Genomic DNA, 19,339 nt, shown 5'->3' with positions numbered 1-19,339 from the left:
CTATTGCTCAATTAGAAATTCACACCAAAAAACTCTTCTAGTTTTTCAGCTATATAATCCAGCTGCTCTTTTCCTAAACCCGGATAAATACCAAGCCAAAGTGTTTGATTCATCGTTTCATCTGTATTAGTCAAATCTCCAACGACCCTATACTCAATATCTTTAAAGTATGGCTGTCGAATTAAATTTCCAGCAAACAACAATCTTGTTCCAATTTTCTGTTGATCCAGATATTTTGTTAAGTCAACGCGATTAATTCCCGTTGACTCTTTAACCGTAACTGGAAAACCAAACCATGAAGGATTAGACCCCTCTGTTGGCTCTGTTAGCTCGATAAAATCAGTTACAGAAGCTAAGCGCTTTTTCAGATAATCAAAATTAGTATTGCGCTTTTCTATAAATTCAGGCAATCGCTTTAACTGAGCTAATCCACAAGCGGCTTGCATATCTGAAATTTTTAAGTTATAGCCTAGGTGAGAGTAGGTATATTTATGATCATACCCCTGCGGAAGATCCCCTAGCTGCATATTAAATCTAGTACCGCAGGTGTTATCACATCCAGGCTTGCAATAACAGTCTCTACCCCAATCCCTAAATGATTCAGCAATCGCAATCAACTGTGGATTTTTAGTAAAAACCGCCCCTCCCTCACCCATTGTTATATGGTGGGCAGGATAGAAACTACAAGTTGCAATATCACCAAATGTCCCGACATGCTGACCATCATACTTTGCACCCAATGCATCACAACAATCTTCAACCAGCCATAAATTATGCTTTTCACATATTGCTTTTACTTTGGCTATATCAAATGGGTTACCAAGAGTATGAGCCAACATAATTGCTTTGGTTTTAGGTGTAATGGCAGCCTCAATCAAGTCCGCATTCACATTATGAGTTTTAATATCTACATCCACAAAAACAGGAATAGCACCGAATTGAACTATGGGGTTAACAGTTGTTGGAAATCCTGCAGCAACCCCGATAACCTCATCCCCTTTCTTAACAGCCCTATTACCTAATTTAGGTGATGTTAATGCTGCAAAGGCAACCAAATTTGCTGAAGAACCTGAGTTAACCGTAATAAGGTGGTTCACCCCAATAAATTCTGCCAATTCTTTTTCAAATTGTTCGTTAAAACGCCCTGTAGTCAACCAACCATCTAACGATGCTTCAACCATATATTGAAGCTCCAGTTCACCAATGACTTTTCCTGAGGGCGGCACAACCGACTTTCCTGGCTCAAATGGTTTTTCAGCGTACTGTAGTTCAGCATATTTCTTTACTAACTCAGAAATTTCGCTTCTAATTGATTCAGTGGTTTGCATTATTCATATCTCTCATGTAATCATTAATTTCTTCTAAACACACATGCTGCATATCTTCTTCACTTAACCATGCTTTGTGCCATCTAACAATCCGCTCTAAAGTTTGCTCCAGACGCCAAGTAGGTTGCCAATACAGGTAAGACTTGGCTTTTGAAATATCCAGCTTTAAATAACCTGCTTCATGCGGGTGATCACCTTCATCTAACTTCCATTCAGAGTCAGGCCAAAGCGCTGATATTTTGTCTAAAATCCAATCAACAGGTTTTGCATCTTCCTCATTAGGACCAAAATTCCAGCCTTCAGCATACTTATCTGGATTTTGATAAAGGTTTTGAGCCAGTACCAAATACCCTGACAATGGCTCAAGAACATGCTGCCATGGACGCGTTGATTTAGGGTTACGAACAACTACAGCATTATTTTTCTCAAAGGCACGTAGAATATCAGGAATCAATCTATCTTCTGCCCAATCACCACCCCCAATAACATTACCTGCCCGAGCCGAAGCTAGCCCTACATTTTCAGACTGCAAAAACGAACGTCGATATGCTGAAGTAACAAGCTCTGCACAACCTTTTGAGCTACTATATGGATCAAACCCTCCCATTGGCTCATCCTCACGATACCCCCAAACCCACTCTTTGTTTTCATAACACTTATCGGTGGTAACACTAACTATTGCTTTAAGATTTTCACAACTTCTTGCTGCCTCAAGTACCTTAGCCGTTCCCATAACATTGACATCATAGGTCTCGAGAGGCTCTTTATAAGACAACCTTACAAGGGGTTGAGCAGCCATATGAATGAGGATATCGGGATTAAAACCGTACATACTTGCTTTGAGTGCATCAAAATCTCTAATATCTCCAATCTGCGAATCTATTTTTCCGGAGATCTTGGCTTCTTGAAATAAACTGGGACTAGTTGGCGGGCTCAATGCATAACCTTTTACTATCGCTCCCATCTCAGCCAACCAAAGGGACATCCAACTCCCCTTAAAGCCAGTATGACCGGTTAGAAATACTTTTTTCCCTTGCCAAAAACTCTGATCAACCATGGCTCTAGTCTTCCCAACTTTTCCAAGGTGCTTGTTTGGAATCCCAAAGCTCTTCTAAATAAGTTTTGTCACGAAGAGTATCCATTGGCTGCCAAAAACCTTCATGCTCAAACGCCATCAACTCTCCTTCCTCAGCAAGACTCATTAAGGGTTTTTGCTCCCACACACAATCATCACCCGTGATTCGCTCCAACACCTTTGGGGTAAGCACAAAAAAACCACCATTAATCATTGCACCATCACCTTTAGGCTTCTCTTTAAACTGTTTAATTTGGTGATTTTGAATATCTAACGCCCCAAAACGCCCAGGAGGGTAAGTCGCCGTTAACGTAGCTTGTTTTCCGTGAGATTTATGAAATTCAACCAATGCTGAAATATTTACGTCAGAAACACCATCGCCGTATGTAAAACAAAAAGCTTCATCATCTTTAATATAATCTGCCACTCTTCCAAGCCTTCCACCTGTCATGGAACTATCCCCCGTATCAACAAGGGTTACAGTCCAAGGCTCTGCGCGCTTTTCATGAACATCCATTCGATTTTCTTTCATACAAAATGTCACATCAGACTGATGTAAAAAATAGTTCGCAAAATACTCCTTAATTACATACCCCTTATATCCACAGCAAATTACAAAGTCATTAATCCCATGTGATGAGTACATCTTCATAATATGCCACAAAATAGGCTTTCCGCCGATTTCCACCATAGGCTTAGGTCGTACACTTGTCTCTTCACTCAAGCGGGTTCCTAACCCACCGGCCAAAATCACTGCTTTCATTCAATTCATCCCATACTTTCTTAAAAATTAATAACTTTGTACAAATGCATCCGAAAAAAAGTTCTTTTCCAACAACCCTGCACCACAAAACAGCTCCCTAGCATTCTGAATCATCTGGTTTGACCCACAAGCATACACATGAAATTCTTTTATACTAGGCACTGTACCTAAAGCCACATCTTGAACATAACCTACCGATTTATCCCAAACCTCATCAGAACGAGATAAAACTTGATAAAATTCAACATTAAGCTTTTTCAACACAGGTTTCCAAACAAAATCTTCTACATGCCTATTACCCCAAAACACATATATCGGAAATTTTTGCACAAAACTTTTATCTTCATTCAAGCGTTTCAACATCGAAATAATTGGGGCAATCCCTGTACCTGTCCCCAAAAACAATAGCGGCTTATTTACATCCCTTACAAAAAACGTCCCTTTTGGCCCCTCTATGCGAACCAAATCGTTTTCTTTAGCAACCTCAAACCAATACTCACTCAAAACCCCACCTTCAACTTTTTTAATTAAAAGTGCGATCTCCTTATTCGCTGACGTACTTGCAACAGAATAACTTCTCTGAACACCATTTGGACCAATTACATCAATATACTGCCCTTCTAAAAATTGAAAATCTGCTGAAGGTGGTAGCCTCAACTTAACTTTCACTATACCCGCAGACTTTTGCTCAATAGCATTAATTCTTGCGGGAAGGGTTTTAACTTCTATTCCGTGTAACGCACTCAAATCTTCAGCATCAATCAACACATCTGAAACAGGCTCACAACAGCAACTCAAAACCATTCCTTTCTCACAGTCCTGTTGAGTAAGGGAAAGCTGCGGCTTTAACTCCTTAACCTCTCCTTCCAATAGTGCTGTTTTGCAGACGCCACACTGCCCATTCTTACAACTATACTCAAAAATCAACCCTGCATTTATTGCTGAATCCAATAAAGCCACACCTTGAACCGAAGAAAACTCTTTTCCCTCTACCGTTTTTACTTTCATACTCATTTATTCAACTGTCACTGATTTTGCTAAATTCCTAGGCTGATCCACATCAGTCCCCTTAATCAAGGCTACATGATAAGCCAACAACTGCAATGGGATATTAAAGGTAATTGGCGCAGTAATACGCCCAACATTTTTTGTCGACTTTACAACCATCAATTGATCTTCAGAGCCTATATTAGATTGCTCATCTTCAAAGATGATCATTTGCCCACCACGTGCTTTCACTTCCTGTAAGTTTGACTTGAGCTTTTCCAGCAAATCATCATGAGGCGCAATAGCAATAACCGGAATATTTTCATCAATCAAGGCAAGTGGACCATGCTTAAGCTCTCCTGCGGGGTAAGCCTCGGCATGAATATAGCTAATCTCTTTTAATTTAAGAGCACCTTCCATAGCGATCGGGTACATGGTTCCTCGCCCCAAAAACAAGGCATTCTCTTTATCAGCAAAGGTTTTTGCAATCTCAGTGATTCTTTCTTCATGTGCAAGCGCATTGCTAATTAGACCTGGAAGTTTTTGCAGACCTTTAACAATAATTGTTTCTCGCTCCTCTGAAATTCGCTGTTGAACCTTACCAATAACAGTAACCAGCAATGAGAGTGCAACCAACTGAGTGGTAAACGCTTTGGTAGAAGCCACACCAATCTCTGGACCGGCATGTGTTAGGAACGTTAAATCAGATTCACGCGTTAGACTAGATTCAGGAACATTACAAATGGTGAGCGTTGAAACATTCTTTTCTTTGGCAAATCGCTTAATTTGCTGAAGTGCGGCTAAGGTATCAGCCGTTTCACCGGACTGACTAATCGTGACAAACAATGTATTTTCTTGAACCACCGGATTTCGGTAACGATATTCACTTGCCACCTCAACGGAACAAGGCAAGCCAATAATATCTTCAAACCAATACTTTGACACCATTCCTGCGTGATAACTGGTGCCACAAGCAATAACTTGAACTTGTTTAATCGATTTAAAAGTAGATTCGGCTTGATAACCAAAAGCAGAAGGCAAAACATGCTCTTGCGAAATACGCCCTTCAAGCGTATCGATAACCGCCTGTGGCTGCTCAAAAATCTCTTTATGCATATAGTGACGATGCTCACCCAGCTCAACTGAATGCATATTCAAAGATGACTGCTTCACCTCTCTCTCAACCACCTGACCATCTTGATTAAAAATCTTCACGCCATGTCGAGTTAACTCTGCGACATCGCCATCCTCAAGAAACATGAAGTTCTGAGTAACAGGCAACAAAGCGGAAACATCCGAGGCAATAAAAAACTCACCTATCCCCACACCGATCACCAAAGGACTGCCTTTTCTTGCCGCTATAAGCGTATCAGGGAACTCAGGACTGATCACACCCAACGCATAAGCGCCTTCAAAATGTGTAATCGCCTGCTGAACTGCTATCAATAAAGAATGAGAGGTTTTGAGCTCATGATGCACTGCATGAGCAACCACTTCAGTATCTGTTTCAGAGGTAAAGCGGTAACCCTCTGCCAACTGGACGTCTTTTAATAAATGGTAATTTTCAATAATGCCATTATGAACAACAGCAACTTCATTATTACAAACATGAGGGTGTGCGTTATTTTCGGAAGGGATACCATGAGTTGCCCAACGAGTGTGAGCAATACCAACTTGACCATCAAACAAGGCACTTTGTTGGATTTTAGAATCGAGTTCTTTAATTTTCCCAACAGCTCTAAGGCGTTGAATTTGACAACCTACCGAGTCGGAAGCATTTAACAATGCAATACCAGATGAATCATACCCTCTATATTCGAGGCGTCTAAGCCCTTCTAAAAGGATAGGAACAACATTTCTTTCGGCGACTCCGCCAACAATTCCACACATTTAATTCTTATAACCCAAGCAGTCTGTCATTTTTTTTATTTTTTTTCATGTCTTATTTTGGCATTTTATCAAAAATCTTAACTGGTTTTATTCTTAATGTTGGCGCACTATGCACAAGCCATTCAACCCTTAAATAAGACAAGAGATAATACAATAGTTCAATGACACTATTATTTCAATGACAAAACCCGTTGATAAACAGCCTTTTTGGGCACAGAATAAAATTCCCCAACAATTTCAGATATTTGCTTTACAGGAAGATTCTGTGACAACAAAATTTTAACAAGCCCATCATAATCTTCTTGCTCAGAAACTACCCCGCTATCGCCAGAAACGATTACGACAAACTCACCACGCACCCAATCAGAATTCATTTCAAACTGCTCAACAACTTCCTCAAAATTGCCAGAAACAAAGCGTTCAAACTGCTTAGTCAGCTCTTTAGCAACAGTAACCTTTCTTTCTACACCGAATATAGATGCCATAGAACTCAAAGAATCCATCAATCGATGAGGCGACTCATAAAAAATCATGGTTCTTGTTTCATTTTGTAGTATTTGCAAAGCATTCAAACGCTTTTGTTCTTTGGCTGGTAAAAAGCCTTCAAATGTAAAACGATCCGTTGGCATGCCTGCCGCACTCAGAGCTGTCACTAATGCGGATGGCCCAGGAACGGGTTCTACTGCAACGTCATTTTCTCGTAGGTATGAAACCAAATGATACCCGGGATCACTAATCAAAGGTGTACCCGCATCGGAAATCAACGCGCCTTTTTCTCCAGCTTGCAACTTTGCAATCAACTCCAGTTTTTTATGCTGCTCATTGTGATCATGCAAACTAACTAAGGGTTTATTTATACCAAAATGCTGTAACAACCTTCTGGAATGTCGCGTATCTTCACAAGCAATCCAATCGACTGTCTCCAATATTTCCAGCGCTCTAAGGGTAATATCCTTCAAGTTTCCTATAGGTGTTGCAACAATAAATAATTTTCCGCTCATTTAACGCTTTTCCCTATCGCACTTCTGATTTGCTTTTATGTATAATGACTTCATTCATTTTTTGCATCATTTTAAACGGTCATCTTAACCACATGTTTCAGCGGATTTTATCACTTCCCACCTTTCTAAAGCGCTTAATTGCCATGACTAGATTCCTCGGCAAACTTTTTATCACGCTTTTATTACTTGGAACCACCGCTAACCTTTTAACATCCTGTAGCTCGACGCCTGTTACCCAACAAAAGTCAATTCTTGAGTCTCCGCGCACGGAAACTGGTCCGGCAAAAAAAACAGCTAGCCAAGTATTACAGGATGAAATACGCGAAGCTAAACAAGCAAAATCCTGGAACAATTATTTAGAACTTAGCCAACTGCTTTGGTCAGATACAACGCCAGATAACCAATTGGCGATTGAATATCAAATCTGGCAAACGCTCAAAGATTTGCCACAATCAGAAAAAGACAAGCTAGATATCGACGATAATTCGTCCCCAGAACTAAAAGACTGGCTTGCCTTTGTAAAGACAACAGAATTACACCCCATTTGGCAAAAACCTGCTTTAGCAGACTTGAAGCGTTTCAACCCGACTGCGCTTTTTAATCAACACTTAAATCAAGCCATAAGCACAAACCTACTAAAACCAAACCAAGTCCACCAGGTTGCGGTATTTTTACCCTTAACAGGGCCTTATAAAAACATTGCCATGCAAATCCGTGACGGCATTATCCGCAATCAACTGACTCAAGCACCGGGCATTAAACTCACTTTTTACAACACCCGCTTTAATCCGAGCGAACCCAATCAAATTCTATCCACTTATCAATCGGCAAAGCAAAACGGTGCTGATGTCATTATCGGACCATTACAAAAAGAAAACATTGAAATCCTAACCAAAAAACTCAATGCGATTGGTGGCGACAACTCTGTTATTGCCCTTAATGATGCTTTTGGCATGCAACACTTCAATTTCATTTCAAATAGTGAAGCCCTGCAAATTGCGACCAAACTCTGTAAAAAGCACTATAAGAGCATTGCTATTTTAACCAGCACTACCTCAGCAGACAGCAGCTTAGCTGTGCAAATTGCGGACTATTGGCAACAAACACCTGGCCATAGACTTAGTCTAAAAAGCTACCCTGCTAAACACCCAAAATTACGTGAAGCTTTGGGAAGCGTTATCAACGAAACCAATAGCCAAGCTAGAAAAAACAACCTTCAATGGTTATTTAAAGAACACCTCTCTTTTACCCCTCGTACTCGAAAAGACTTAAACGCCATCGTCCTCTTGGGTAATGCAAGACAAGTTGCTGTTTTCAAACCTCAGTTTGCTTTTTTTGAACTCAAACTTCCCGTTTATGGTTCCTCAAAACTCACGCCGATTAATCTCGACAAAACAGCGCCAAATAAAGATTTGTCTAACGTCATCTTCCCTACCCTAAAAGCAACACTAGAACCCACCGCTCTTAGCTCCACACTTGAAGCCTATGGCTGGGACAGTTTCACTTTAGCAACACAAAAATACCGCTTAGGGCCAGCTATTTGCTTAAATGGTGGCATGATGGGAAAACTGAGCAAACTAGGCAATCAATTTGATTACAAAATGTCGTGGGCAAAATACAATTCAAAAGGTCAGGTCGTGCCACTTGCAGACACTGATACCAATACCGATCAATATATCGACTTACCACAACCACCTACCACAGACTCCGATAATCTCTTGATTAACACGACACCTGCACCTTAAACGCTTATCTGGCTATAACATTGGGATTACTCAGTAAAATTATCGGCCAGAAAAAAGAACAGGATGCGGCTACCTACCTTCAGTCTCAACAACTGCAAATCATCAATCAAAACTATCGCTGTAAAGGCGGTGAGATTGATCTGATTTGTTTAGACAAAGACACTAGCAATCACAAAAATGAAGAAATCATTTTGGTGTTTGTTGAAGTTAAACACAGAAAGACAACAAATTATGGTCAGCCGGAAGAAGCTGTCGATAAAAGCAAACAGCGAAAAATCATTCTCTGTGCCCAAACCTTTCTACAAAAGAATCCAGAATATCAAAATCATGCCATGCGATTTGACACACTGAGTTTTATTGCTGAGCAAACCTCACCCAACTGGATTCAAAACGCCTTTTGGCTCGACTAAAAATCGTGCCATCAAAATCTGCCAGGCTGGGGTAACTTCATTCGATTTTTAGGACGAAATTCACTAGAATATTTACTTTGGATATAACAATGAATGTCCGAATTCTGCTGTAAAAATAACTCCTCCGAGGCTACTAGGCAGCTTAAATTCTACAAAAAATTGTTGCTAAAAATGAGGACATTACAAACCTACCTAAAATATTCAACAGGTACTTTAACCACCGTTTTATAAACCAATTGTTTGGTTTCAAAAAACGCTAACCCCAAATGTGCGTCATTAGGAAAGTAAACTGATAAATCCTCGTGTTGCATAACAATCTTTGATGCTTTTGTACTGTCTTCATAAGAAATAAAATCTTTATCTTCTTCAAAGTTTTTGAAGGACAAGTGACGAATATCGATTACTTCCATTTGCTCGCAACCTGATAAGATCAATTGAAAGTCTACATACTTCTTATGAGACTCAAAGAAGCAGCTCTCGCGCTCTTTAGTCATGTAAACCTGCTCCATTGCAAAACATTCGCCATCAATATCGTTTTTTTGTACTCTTGGTTCTTTACTTGAGAAAATACGTTGATGAACTTCCGATGTTGGATCCAACGCATCGTCTAAGTACGCAAACACTTGATTAAGTTTGTTGTTAGTTTTGAAAAACTCTTTAACTTGAAAATAATTGCCGATTACAGCCATATTCCATTCCATTTAATTGACAAAAAGCCTAGCAACCCAAAATCTGCCAGGCTGGGGTAATAGACTTTCATGGTCTATTTTTCAACCACAAGCCAAACAAAGCGTCCATTACGCTGTAACGATTTTTCTATCACTTTAAAACCGCCTGCCGTTAGCATAAATTCGATGTCGTCGGCATGATAACGGTTGTGCTCCAAAAAGTGCTCAAACGCATCTTCCAAGTCTTCAACAGTCGTTTCTTCATCCCAAAGTGCTGTTCCCGGGTAACGTCTTTCAAGATAATCAGATAAAGGCTGTCTTACCAAATCGATAATACACAAACGACCACCCGGCTTTAACCATTGGTAAGCTGCGCGAAACATTTTGATTGGCTGAACCAGTTCATGAACAACCATATTTGCCATCACCATAGACAACGAATTTTCGGCAATATTCGATTTGGGGTCGTTTAAGTCATCAATCAGAATCTCAGCATTTTGTGGTAAAGCCAGAGGTTCTTCCAACATATAAGGTGCCGCTTCAATTCCATAAACTTGTGCATCTGGATAACGTTGCGCGCAATCTTGTACAAACTGTCCAATACCGGCGCCCATATCTAGAATGCCATCCCCTGCCTGGTAGTTTTTGGCCACTTTTTCTTGCCAAAAATGCCAGAACTCATCATCGTGTCTGCGCTCGTAGGTTTCGGTGATACGCTGCCTGGCAAACGCGCCATCCCCACCGTGATGCCTTAGAATCTGTTCTTGTGTTTTCGATAAATCACTCATGCTGTTTCCTTATTTTATTCTTAAGCAGTTTCAGCAACTTCAACCCACTCATCAAGATAGGTAAAGTACAAAACATGCTTTTGCGGGCGTTGTTCTATCTGAGAAAACAACTTCCCGTAGCGTTCCAGTTGAGAGCGATACTCATCGACTTTACTTTGAACAAAATCCTTTCTAGAAACACTCATTTGATCATGCCAGTAGCTAGTTTTATAATCAATAATCCAACGCACACCTTGCTCATCCACAAACGTACGATCGACAATGTGATGTTGTGTTGCGCCAAAGGTTTCTACGTTATCCCTTGCTTCAATATCGTCCACTTCCTCAAAAGCCAAACCAAAAGAACTGAGCGCCAATTCTGTTGCCGACTCTGTATGTTTAGGATTAAGCGCCCAGTTTAACTTTGAACTTTGTAACACATTCTTCAATGAAGTATTTACACGCTCAACCGCTGTATTTAATTGTTCGCCCGTTAAACCTTGTTGAGCCAACCAGTAACGGTAATAACCTGCTTGTCCTTCAAACTTCTTAACTGAATCTTGCTGCAACAAAGCACCTGTTTGCGCCCATTGCTCCAGCACTGCATGCACTAAATTGCCAATTGCCGTAATCATCATAGCGTCAGATTCGGATATTGCCATTTGTGCTTTATCAGTTGCTGAATATTTTGCTGGCGGCTTGGTTATCAGATCTCCTGTAACCAACGTCATACTTTCTTTTGCCAACTGTTTTTGCCACCAATTTTCTAAACTCACCAATCCTTGCAAAGGCATACGGCTTACTTTAGGCGCAACAACTTCCTCTTCCAATGCTTCTTGTTCAAAAACATAGTCTTTCAACAGCTTATCAAAGGCTTGTTTTTGGCTCTGCCACAGACCACTTAAAAGCGATTTCTCTGCTGGCAACAACTCTGCTTTACCTTCTTCGATTTTGATTAACTTAGTTTCACCAACCGCAACACTGGCAAACAGGTGCAATTGCGTTTTGGCTCGCGTGGCGGCTACGTAAAGCAAGCGCCCCAATTCATAGCCTTGCTTCTCAGCCTCAAACCGTTGGATAAAACCAACCAAATCTGACGTACTTTGCCCTTTTTGATCCAACGGCGCCATCACCAAATAGTCTTGCTGCTCGTCCTTAAAGTTCAACCAAGTCATTAGCGGCTTTTCATCGCCACGCGTCGCCTTGCCTAACCCTGGCAAAATGACCGTATCAAACTCCAGCCCTTTCGATTTATGCATGGTCATCAACTCAACAGTCTGAGCACCTTCTGAAGCATCTGGCGCAGCAAACAAATTATCCACCGCTGACTGCAAGCGTTCAAATGTCAAAGGTTCCGTCGAGTCTGCTTCCAAATCTTGCAACATTTGCCAATAAGCATTGACGTTCTGCAAAGCCGTTTCAGATTCGACAGATTGCGCCATCCCCAGCGCCAACCAAGTTTCTCTAATCAATCGAGACCACGCCAAATATCCCACTTGCGAAACCGCTCGCAACAAAATGGGCAATGCATGCGCCAAACGTTTTTGCCCTTCGTCCGATAAGGTCGCCACCAGCGCGGCATCATTCAATCGCTGCAAAACAGGTTGTTTGAAACTTTTTGCGTCCCCCAGCAAAGCATACAAGTCCGACAAGCTCAATCCGACAATAGGGCTTCGCAAGAGCGCCAACCAAGCAGGCCGATCCGACAAGTGCAATAACGCCCGTGTCAGTGCTTGCGCATCCTGTATTTCCTGGCGCTCACTAAGCGTCTCCAACTCTACTGCTCTAAACCCTATTCCTTGCTGTTTTAGCGTACGCGCAATCGGCATTAAGTGCCCACGAGAACGCCCGAGAATGCCGATTGACTCTGCTGGCTCCAACTCCCCCACCCGTTTTTTAATGAGGTCAACCACCTCAACCAACTCTTGCTCATCATTGCGATTGATTGCCCAATGGGTGACCACCTGACTGAAAGCGTCCGATTCTTTTTTCGCCAATGACGGGCTATAACAAACCGCTCCGCGCTCAATTTGATTTTGTGCTGGCAATACGCTTGGGAAAACGTCATTCACCCAATCAACTACCGCTTGATCTGAACGGAAATTCACAGTCAAATGTCGGCATGCCAAACTCACTTGCCCCAAGCGCCCCGACCAAACCTCCAAAAAATTACCCACTTCGGCTTCACGGAAACGATAAATTGACTGCATGGGATCACCAACGATAAACAAGCTGTGTTGATCATCGACCTGCCAACCGGCAATTAATTTTTTCAGAAATTTAAACTGACTAACCGATGTATCCTGAAACTCATCGATCAACAAGTGTTTAATTTGATAATCTAAGCGCTGCGCCAGATCAGTCGGTTGTTCTTCCTCGCCCAACGCTTCTGAAGCCGCTTGCGCCACTTCGATAAAATCCGTTTGTCCGGCATGAGAAAAGCCGATTTTCAAATAAGCTGCCGCGGTTTTCAGCAACGTCATCAAGTCGACAATACCTTGCCACTGATCTTCAGTATATTCAGCCGATGGCAACCCACGAATCGCGGCTAAACTCTGCGCACATTGTCCGCTCGCATCCTGCTCCGCCAAGCTAGACAAAACCTCAGACATTTGCTCCTTGATATCTTTTTGTTCTGCCGAAGCGTTTGGAAAACCCTCTTTTTTGGTCAAACGCGCTCTAAAGGTGCCGCTTGCTGTCAGCAAAGCATTTGCCAGCTGCTTCCACGCATTAAGCTGATTATCCAACGCCCCCCTGCCTGGCAGATTTTGCTCAATATCGAACGAGGACAACAAAGACCATTCACTTCCCTCTGGTCGATTACCCTCCTCAACGGAAAGCAAAATGGAACAAGCCTCTTTCAATAAGGATAGCTGTGGTTTCAACACAGCATGCCAAGCGGCAAATTCCGACACCACCAGCCTGTTGAGGGCATGGTCGAACAGTGATTTATCCTGTAGATTGCCGAGCTCAGCCAATAATGGCATCCATTGATCACGCTTTTTCAGCATCGAAACCAACAAATTCTCCGCGCGGCCAAGGTTGCCGTTTACCTTTTCAATCAGTGTGATACTGGCTTTAGCCGCATCAGGATCGTTCAACGCATCGCGAGCGGCTTGACGATATAAAACCTCGGCATCCGTAATCACGGATACCGAAGCGCCAAATCTCGACAGCAACGGCATTTGTTGCACCAGGGCGCTGTTCATAGAATCCAAGGTACGAATACGCAATCTTTGTGGGTTTTCCAGCAACTGCCACTGCTGTTTTTCACTATTTTGCAAAGCGGCTTGCGCCAACAACCAAGTGTTTTTTTCATAGATGCCGGCATCAGCTTTCAAAGGGTGTTGTGAAGCTTGCAGCGCATGATAAATACGCTCTTGCATCTCGGCAGCAGCTTTCTTGGTAAAAGTCATGGCAACAATCTGTTCTGGTGCCTCTACTTGCGAAAGTAGCGCCAAAAAACGCTGGGTGAGCAAAGCGGTTTTTCCAGAACCCGCTGGCGCTTGCACGATAAAAGAATGCTGTGGCTGAATCGCATCAAAACGTGCTTGCCCATCGTCCAACGCTGTGTCCGGTTGTAAATGCTGCAAAACCGATATACTCATCGTAAAAATATCCACTCTGTAAGGAATTTGACTATAATCATTACTAGATTTACTCTCGCTAAGGGCGGTGAAAACTATCATAGCAGACTCATGTATTCGAACTAAAAAAAACACTAAACGAATACATTTACAGCCATACACAGGTAATCTTAATGGAACTTAAAGATCAACTGGTTCAAGCACGTGTACTTCTTAACAAAACCGAAAAAATCTCCATCCCAAGGGAAGTCTTAAAACTTAGACAACTGCTTGCTGAGCAAGAGTTTCCAAACGCTCAGGAAATGGCGCATATCATTGGTCAGAACGCGATTTTAGCCGGTGAAATTGTCCAAGCCGCCAACCTACCGTCCATGCATGGCAAAAACTATCGTGTTATTCACACCATTCATGATGCGATTGATATTTTGGGGGTTAGACGCTTAAGAAACCTAGTGACGGCCATTTCTCTGAAACTAGGGTTAGAAAATTTCGGCCACAAACAGCTCATCAAACATAGTATAAAAGTAGCGGAAGCCTGTGCGGAAATTGCCAAAATGACGGGCGTCACCACTGGCGACGGGGCCTATCTACTGGGATTATTCCACAACATTGGGGCGATCATGATGACTAAACTTGACCCTAATTATGAAAACATTTTTGCCAAAAGCTTGTCTTCCCCTTTTTCAACCAACCAAGCTGAACTTGATACCTATCGAACTTCTCACGGCTTGGTGGGGGTTTTAGTTGCAGATGAGTGGGAATTGGATACCCCTTTCAAGAAAACCATGATTCTCCATCATGAGCCGAATCTTGACAGCATCCGCAACCCAGAATTAAAGCAGTTGGTTGCCTTGATTCAACTGGCAAACGGCCTGGTCAGCGAACAAGTATTTCAAGTGTATATGACACCAGAACTGAAAGAGATGATTGAGCGCAGTCAACAAGTACTAAACCTATCCGATGACCAACTTAACGAGTTACGTAAAGCGATTACCTAACCAAGTTGTAAACTGAGGTATTGAAATATTTACGTGGGTTAATCATCAGCTCAGTAGAGAGTAAATCACCACAAATCCAACGATTGGGTTCAATTTCGACAGCCTTCACAACCTCTTCTACCGTCAAATTGAACTGATCGTGTTCTGAAAAGTGTTTAACATCAATGCTAAAAACCGCTTGCGAAGCATCACCGCGGTTGACATAGGCATCAAAAGCTTCCTGGTGGTACTCAAACCCTAAAACCTCGGCTTGAGAGTTGATTGACAGGCGTAAAGATTCAATATCATGCAATACAGTCAGTAGATTCGGCTTTTCGCTGGGCATGATCCCGCTAGACTTCAAGATCGTCTCCACTGTTGCCCAACTCCAATTGGTCGGCATATCCATAAAATGATGGGTGATGACTTGGGTTTGGTACTTTTCAGACAGCATCTGTGCTGTGTTGATAATTTCCTGTAGGTCGTCATTATTGGCTTGGTCAGCCGCATCGATATATTCCGTACCGAAGTAAACGGCCGCATCGTCATCTTTGACCAAAATCAAATACACGTCTGGGTCGGCAGCGGCGTAACTTCGCAAACTGGCTTCACTTTGCATCATACGGGATGCTTCAGCTACATCGCGCCAAAGTGCGTCTGAAACAATTTGATGGATTTCGCTATCGGTCAAGATAACCCGTTTTTTCATCAGGTTTTCTTTCAAGTTTTGCGTTAGCGCAGTAAAAAAGTTGGGGCTGACATCATCGGCTAAAGCATAGGCAGCCTGTGCGCTTGAAGGAACAAAGCTCTCTGCTGAACTAGCGGATTCACTAGAAGCGTCCTGTCGTTCACTTTCTCCTGAAGCCGCATGATCTTGCACCGCGACAAACCAGGCTTTTCCCTTTAGTTGTCTGGCATATTGATTTTGTAACAGTGCCACTTCACCATAAGAGATTAAGGGTTCGACCACATCAGCAAGATATTTTTTAATACAGTCGTTGTAAAAATTGAGTACAGCCTCTTGCGCCTCTTCAATTGAAAAGACAATATCCTTCTCTACCTCGCTATCGGGCAGATCCTGATAATAAACCTCATAAAGGGCAGCGTTATGCGAACTCAATGTTTTCTCTTATTAAAAAAAGGGGAATGCACCCGTACAAAATTTCATTATAACGATGTCTGCGATCGGATTGAATGACATTTTTACCTATCCATCCGCTAATAGTGCTTGAGCTTCTGGCAACCTCAATGCCAATAGACTGGCAGCGTATTGCACATCAGTAGGCTTAGCAAATAGCATGTCTGCATTTCCTTGCTGGACAGACGTTGCCAACGCCAAAACAGACGCTTTCAAGTGTTGCAGAAACGCTTCCCAACTGGCTCCTTCAAACTCGCCTACCTTGTCAGCGAGTGCTTCAAAGTTCGTCGCCTTTTTATTTGGCAAGAAAGCTTCATTTTCAGCGACAACTGAAAACTTGACGCCATCATCACTGTGAATCATACCATAGCCCAAACCTTTCACCTCTGCCTGTTCCATGGGCAATCCTTCATCAAATGCATGTAGATAAATCGCTAGCTGTGGGGCTTCCAAAGGCACCTTTAGCAAATCGTTAATCGTCGCTTTTCCGGTTTTATAATCCAAAATAAAAACCGGAGGCTGACCGATGCCATCGGTTTCCAATTGATCGATTCGGTCAATCTTGATTGACAGCTTTATGCCTGCCAAATCCAGTTCCACCGCCTGTTCAAAAGCGACCACTTCGAAAGCCGGGCGTTGTTTCTCCAACTGCAGCCATTCAAACAACAAGTGACCGATTCGCTTTTTCTCAAGAGCCAAATAGTGCTCATTGAAATGCTGATCCATTGTCTGCATCGCCTGTTGCAACAAGTCATCAAGCTTTTGCTTGAGTTGTTCGTCGCTTAACCTGATCAGCGCTGATTGGTTTTTCACTTCTTGCCAAAACCACTCCAGCACTTGATGCACCAGCGTTCCCAAATGATTGCTTTGCATGCCTTGTTCAACCGTTTCCAATTGATACTTGGCACCGAGACGATAATCGAAAAATGCCATTAACGGGCATTTCTGCTGCGCGGTTAAAATCGCTGAACCGCCCGGCACCTTGTCACCAGGCGTAACGGCTGGCGCCTTATTATCCAAAACCATTTCGACAGGCGTTCTCTCTAAAAACATCACCTCAGCCAAAGACTGGTAAGGCAATGGGGCATACTCCATCGATTCTTCCGGCTGTTTTTGCAAATAACTTTCAACCAGAGGGCTGATGAGATTCAACTGCCCTTCTGACTGTTGCGCATAAGACCAAACCACTTGTTGAGCGGATGTCGCAAGTCGTTCGGTCAAGCGTTGGGCATAGCGCAACTCCCGGGCGACATCGGCACGAGGAAGCTGGTATTCACGTTGCAGCGCTATCGGTAAAAACGGGTTGGGCTTGGCTTCCCGCGGCCAGGCATTGGCAGTCATCCCCATGACCCAAAGCGCATCAAAATGCTGCCCACCGGCTTCCAACATCCCAATGACCTGAATCGGCGCATCGCTTACTGATTCTGGCTGATGCAATTGTTCTGCGACAAATTGGCGCAATCGTACTAGCCATTCAGTTGCCGCTAGCTGGTTTGACCCATGTTTTGACGTCAGGACAAGTTGGTCGGAAAATAGATAGAGCGCTTTTAAAAATGCCAGTTTTTGTTGAAACTCAACGCTGTTCAACGCGCCATCGGCTGAAGTCGTTGCCCAATCGGATGCTTCAAGCACCTCGATGGCAAACTCGTAAAACGCCTGTGCGCTCAGAGCTTTGCCTGCTTGTCGATTTAAAAATCTGCCAGACTGGGCCATGGCCTTTAATGCTTTCAATAAACCTTTTGGGGGATAAACGAAACTTTTTGCCGGCCCTGCATCCGCATCAGCTTCATTAACAGCATCAGGTGGTTGTAACGCCTTGAGCAATTCATTAAGCGACAGCTTCGCCCATTGCCAAGTGCGCAAACGAAAGTCCAGTGCCTGGCGTTCAACAAAATCGCCAGGCGTATAGGGTGAAATCAGCCATTCGGAAACCTGGTTATACTCAAACTTGGCGGCATCGCCTGCCTTGCACGATGCGCTGATGGCAAACTCTAATACCTGAAGCGCATTTTTGACCAGAGGCACATCGGCCAAAGAGCGCCCCAAGGAAACATTGTAAAATTTAGACGGTGTCGCCTGCGGTTGAAACAGCTTTAAAGGCTCGGCTTCTTGCAATAACAGTTGTTCATCCAACGCCCAAGTGAGTGCTGGCTCTACTGTCGAAATATCTGGGGCGACGATGGCGATGCGAGGTGCCTGAATTTCTCTCGAAAGATTTTGATATTGTTCATAAGCCCACGCTGCCGCTTGCTGCGCTTCATCCACCTCATCCATCGCGCGATAAAGCTGCTGGGGCGCTGTCATGGATGGTTCTGTTTCAGCCATCTCGACTTGACCACCCTTGGCTCGAACCAGTTGAATCCAATGTTTCATATAAGGCGGCAAATCATCCAAATGTTCAATATCAAACCCTTGCAGCTTGATGTCCATAGGAGCTTGTTCAATCGAATCAAACCAATCCAAACGATACTGCATCAACAAGGCTGAGTCCCACAACTGACGTTGCTGCAAAACTGCCAAGTAACGTTGTTTAAGATGAATATAGAGTTGTGTTTCTTCGGTTAAATAAAGGTCTGAAAACAGCGCATCGGGAACATCTTCTTGCCCCAACTGTCCATACAAATATTCATGATCGTAAAGCCATGCCTGATGCAGTTGTTTAGCTGTTTGCGCTTTATTGAGCAATAACAGACCTTCTTCCACACAAGCGTCTTCCAATAACGAATGCCAAAGATTTTGTGCTTCAAAATCGGAAATCACTTTTTTCGGCAAGGCCTCAAGTGACACTTCACCACGTAGTAGTAAAGCGTCTTGCCAAGTCTGCCACCATTGTATCCAAGTCATCACCTGAGGCGTAAGCGCAACTTTGATCGACTGGTCACCAGCTCGCCTTTCCGCTTGCTGCGCAATGAATGAGGATTTCAAGAATTGCGTTAATCGACTATTGACCGTGATATGCAAACAATTTGGTGACAAGTTCAAGCTGGTTTCCTAGGGCTTAAT

The 19,339-nt window shown here is 43.0% G+C and carries 14 protein-coding genes; 3 read left to right on the top strand and 11 right to left on the bottom strand.

Annotation, left to right across the window (positions count from 1 at the left end; all coding sequences use genetic code 11):
* Positions 1–11: 11 nt before the first annotated feature.
* From rfbH to rsmI, 6 genes are all read right to left on the bottom strand, one after another.
* Positions 12–1,328 carry a lipopolysaccharide biosynthesis protein RfbH gene (rfbH, locus tag N745_RS0102520; RefSeq protein ID WP_024850566.1) on the bottom strand — a complete coding sequence of 439 codons (1,317 nt, stop codon included), beginning with the start codon at positions 1,326–1,328 and terminating at the stop codon, positions 12–14.
* Positions 1,315–2,385: a CDP-glucose 4,6-dehydratase gene (gene rfbG, locus N745_RS0102515; protein ID WP_024850565.1), complete on the bottom strand. Its 1,071-nt coding sequence runs from the start codon at positions 2,383–2,385 to the stop codon at positions 1,315–1,317. Before rfbG ends, rfbH begins: the two co-directional genes overlap by 14 nt.
* A gap of 4 nt (positions 2,386–2,389) precedes the next feature.
* Entirely contained in the window at positions 2,390–3,166 is a 777-nt protein-coding gene (gene rfbF, locus N745_RS0102510) for a glucose-1-phosphate cytidylyltransferase (protein WP_024850564.1), read from the bottom strand.
* Positions 3,167–3,193: 27 nt separating this feature from the next.
* The gene (locus tag N745_RS0102505; protein WP_024850563.1) at positions 3,194–4,180 is read right to left on the bottom strand and encodes an FAD-binding oxidoreductase; all 987 of its coding nucleotides are present in this window, start codon (positions 4,178–4,180) and stop codon (positions 3,194–3,196) included.
* On the bottom strand, positions 4,181–6,043 hold the full coding sequence (gene glmS, locus N745_RS0102500; protein ID WP_024850562.1) for a glutamine--fructose-6-phosphate transaminase (isomerizing): 1,863 nt from the start codon (positions 6,041–6,043) through the stop codon (positions 4,181–4,183).
* Between the two features lie 170 nt (positions 6,044–6,213).
* Positions 6,214–7,044 (bottom strand): 16S rRNA (cytidine(1402)-2'-O)-methyltransferase, encoded by an 831-nt coding sequence (rsmI, locus tag N745_RS0102495; protein ID WP_024850561.1) that lies wholly within the window; start codon positions 7,042–7,044, stop codon positions 6,214–6,216.
* Positions 7,045–7,187: 143 nt separating this feature from the next.
* On the opposite strand from rsmI, the gene N745_RS0102490 reads away from it, so the two are divergent.
* Positions 7,188–8,789, top strand: a complete 1,602-nt coding sequence (locus N745_RS0102490; RefSeq protein WP_024850560.1) for a penicillin-binding protein activator — start codon at positions 7,188–7,190, stop codon at positions 8,787–8,789.
* 20 nt (positions 8,790–8,809) lie between these two features.
* A complete protein-coding gene (locus tag N745_RS0102485; protein WP_024850559.1) occupies positions 8,810–9,199 on the top strand; it encodes a YraN family protein in 390 nt (129 codons plus the stop codon).
* 188 nt (positions 9,200–9,387) lie between these two features.
* Here N745_RS0102485 and N745_RS11610 read toward each other — a convergent pair whose 3' ends face one another.
* From N745_RS11610 to N745_RS0102470, 3 genes are all read right to left on the bottom strand, one after another.
* Entirely contained in the window at positions 9,388–9,888 is a 501-nt protein-coding gene (locus N745_RS11610; RefSeq protein ID WP_024850558.1) for a YhcH/YjgK/YiaL family protein, read from the bottom strand.
* Positions 9,889–9,962: 74 nt separating this feature from the next.
* On the bottom strand, positions 9,963–10,655 hold the full coding sequence (locus N745_RS0102475) for a class I SAM-dependent methyltransferase (RefSeq protein ID WP_024850557.1): 693 nt from the start codon (positions 10,653–10,655) through the stop codon (positions 9,963–9,965).
* A gap of 20 nt (positions 10,656–10,675) precedes the next feature.
* Positions 10,676–14,242: a UvrD-helicase domain-containing protein gene (locus N745_RS0102470; protein WP_024850556.1), complete on the bottom strand. Its 3,567-nt coding sequence runs from the start codon at positions 14,240–14,242 to the stop codon at positions 10,676–10,678.
* A gap of 152 nt (positions 14,243–14,394) precedes the next feature.
* Here N745_RS0102470 and N745_RS0102465 point away from each other — a divergent pair, with 152 nt between their 5' ends.
* Positions 14,395–15,219, top strand: a complete 825-nt coding sequence (locus N745_RS0102465; protein WP_024850555.1) for an HDOD domain-containing protein — start codon at positions 14,395–14,397, stop codon at positions 15,217–15,219.
* On the opposite strand, the gene N745_RS0102460 is transcribed toward N745_RS0102465, so the two are convergent.
* Positions 15,212–16,318, bottom strand: a complete 1,107-nt coding sequence (locus N745_RS0102460; protein ID WP_024850554.1) for a hypothetical protein — start codon at positions 16,316–16,318, stop codon at positions 15,212–15,214. The genes N745_RS0102465 and N745_RS0102460 overlap by 8 nt on opposite strands.
* 87 nt (positions 16,319–16,405) lie before the next feature.
* Entirely contained in the window at positions 16,406–19,318 is a 2,913-nt protein-coding gene (locus N745_RS0102455) for a PD-(D/E)XK nuclease family protein (protein ID WP_024850553.1), read from the bottom strand.
* Between the last annotated feature and the right edge of the window lie 21 nt (positions 19,319–19,339).

The sequence above is a fragment of the Hydrogenovibrio kuenenii DSM 12350 genome, assembly GCF_000526715.1.
Lineage (GTDB): Bacteria > Pseudomonadota > Gammaproteobacteria > Thiomicrospirales > Thiomicrospiraceae > Hydrogenovibrio > Hydrogenovibrio kuenenii.
The sequence above is the reverse complement of the archived record's forward strand: the minus strand, read 5'-3'. Positions and strand labels throughout refer to the sequence as shown.

What these genes read in the sequence shown, in the direction of transcription:
- rfbG (WP_024850565.1), bottom strand. Translation starts at nt 2,385, where the DNA reads ATGGTTGATCAGAGTTTTTGGCAAGGGAAAAAAGTATTTCTAACCGGT.
- rsmI (WP_024850561.1), bottom strand. Translation starts at nt 7,044, where the DNA reads ATGAGCGGAAAATTATTTATTGTTGCAACACCTATAGGAAACTTGAAG.
- N745_RS11610 (WP_024850558.1), bottom strand. Translation starts at nt 9,888, where the DNA reads ATGGCTGTAATCGGCAATTATTTTCAAGTTAAAGAGTTTTTCAAAACT.
- glmS (WP_024850562.1), bottom strand. Translation starts at nt 6,043, where the DNA reads ATGTGTGGAATTGTTGGCGGAGTCGCCGAAAGAAATGTTGTTCCTATC.
- N745_RS0102465 (WP_024850555.1), top strand. Translation starts at nt 14,395, where the DNA reads ATGGAACTTAAAGATCAACTGGTTCAAGCACGTGTACTTCTTAACAAA.
- rfbF (WP_024850564.1), bottom strand. Translation starts at nt 3,166, where the DNA reads ATGAAAGCAGTGATTTTGGCCGGTGGGTTAGGAACCCGCTTGAGTGAA.
- N745_RS0102490 (WP_024850560.1), top strand. Translation starts at nt 7,188, where the DNA reads ATGACTAGATTCCTCGGCAAACTTTTTATCACGCTTTTATTACTTGGA.
- rfbH (WP_024850566.1), bottom strand. Translation starts at nt 1,328, where the DNA reads ATGCAAACCACTGAATCAATTAGAAGCGAAATTTCTGAGTTAGTAAAG.
- N745_RS0102470 (WP_024850556.1), bottom strand. Translation starts at nt 14,242, where the DNA reads ATGAGTATATCGGTTTTGCAGCATTTACAACCGGACACAGCGTTGGAC.
- N745_RS0102505 (WP_024850563.1), bottom strand. Translation starts at nt 4,180, where the DNA reads ATGAGTATGAAAGTAAAAACGGTAGAGGGAAAAGAGTTTTCTTCGGTT.
- N745_RS0102475 (WP_024850557.1), bottom strand. Translation starts at nt 10,655, where the DNA reads ATGAGTGATTTATCGAAAACACAAGAACAGATTCTAAGGCATCACGGT.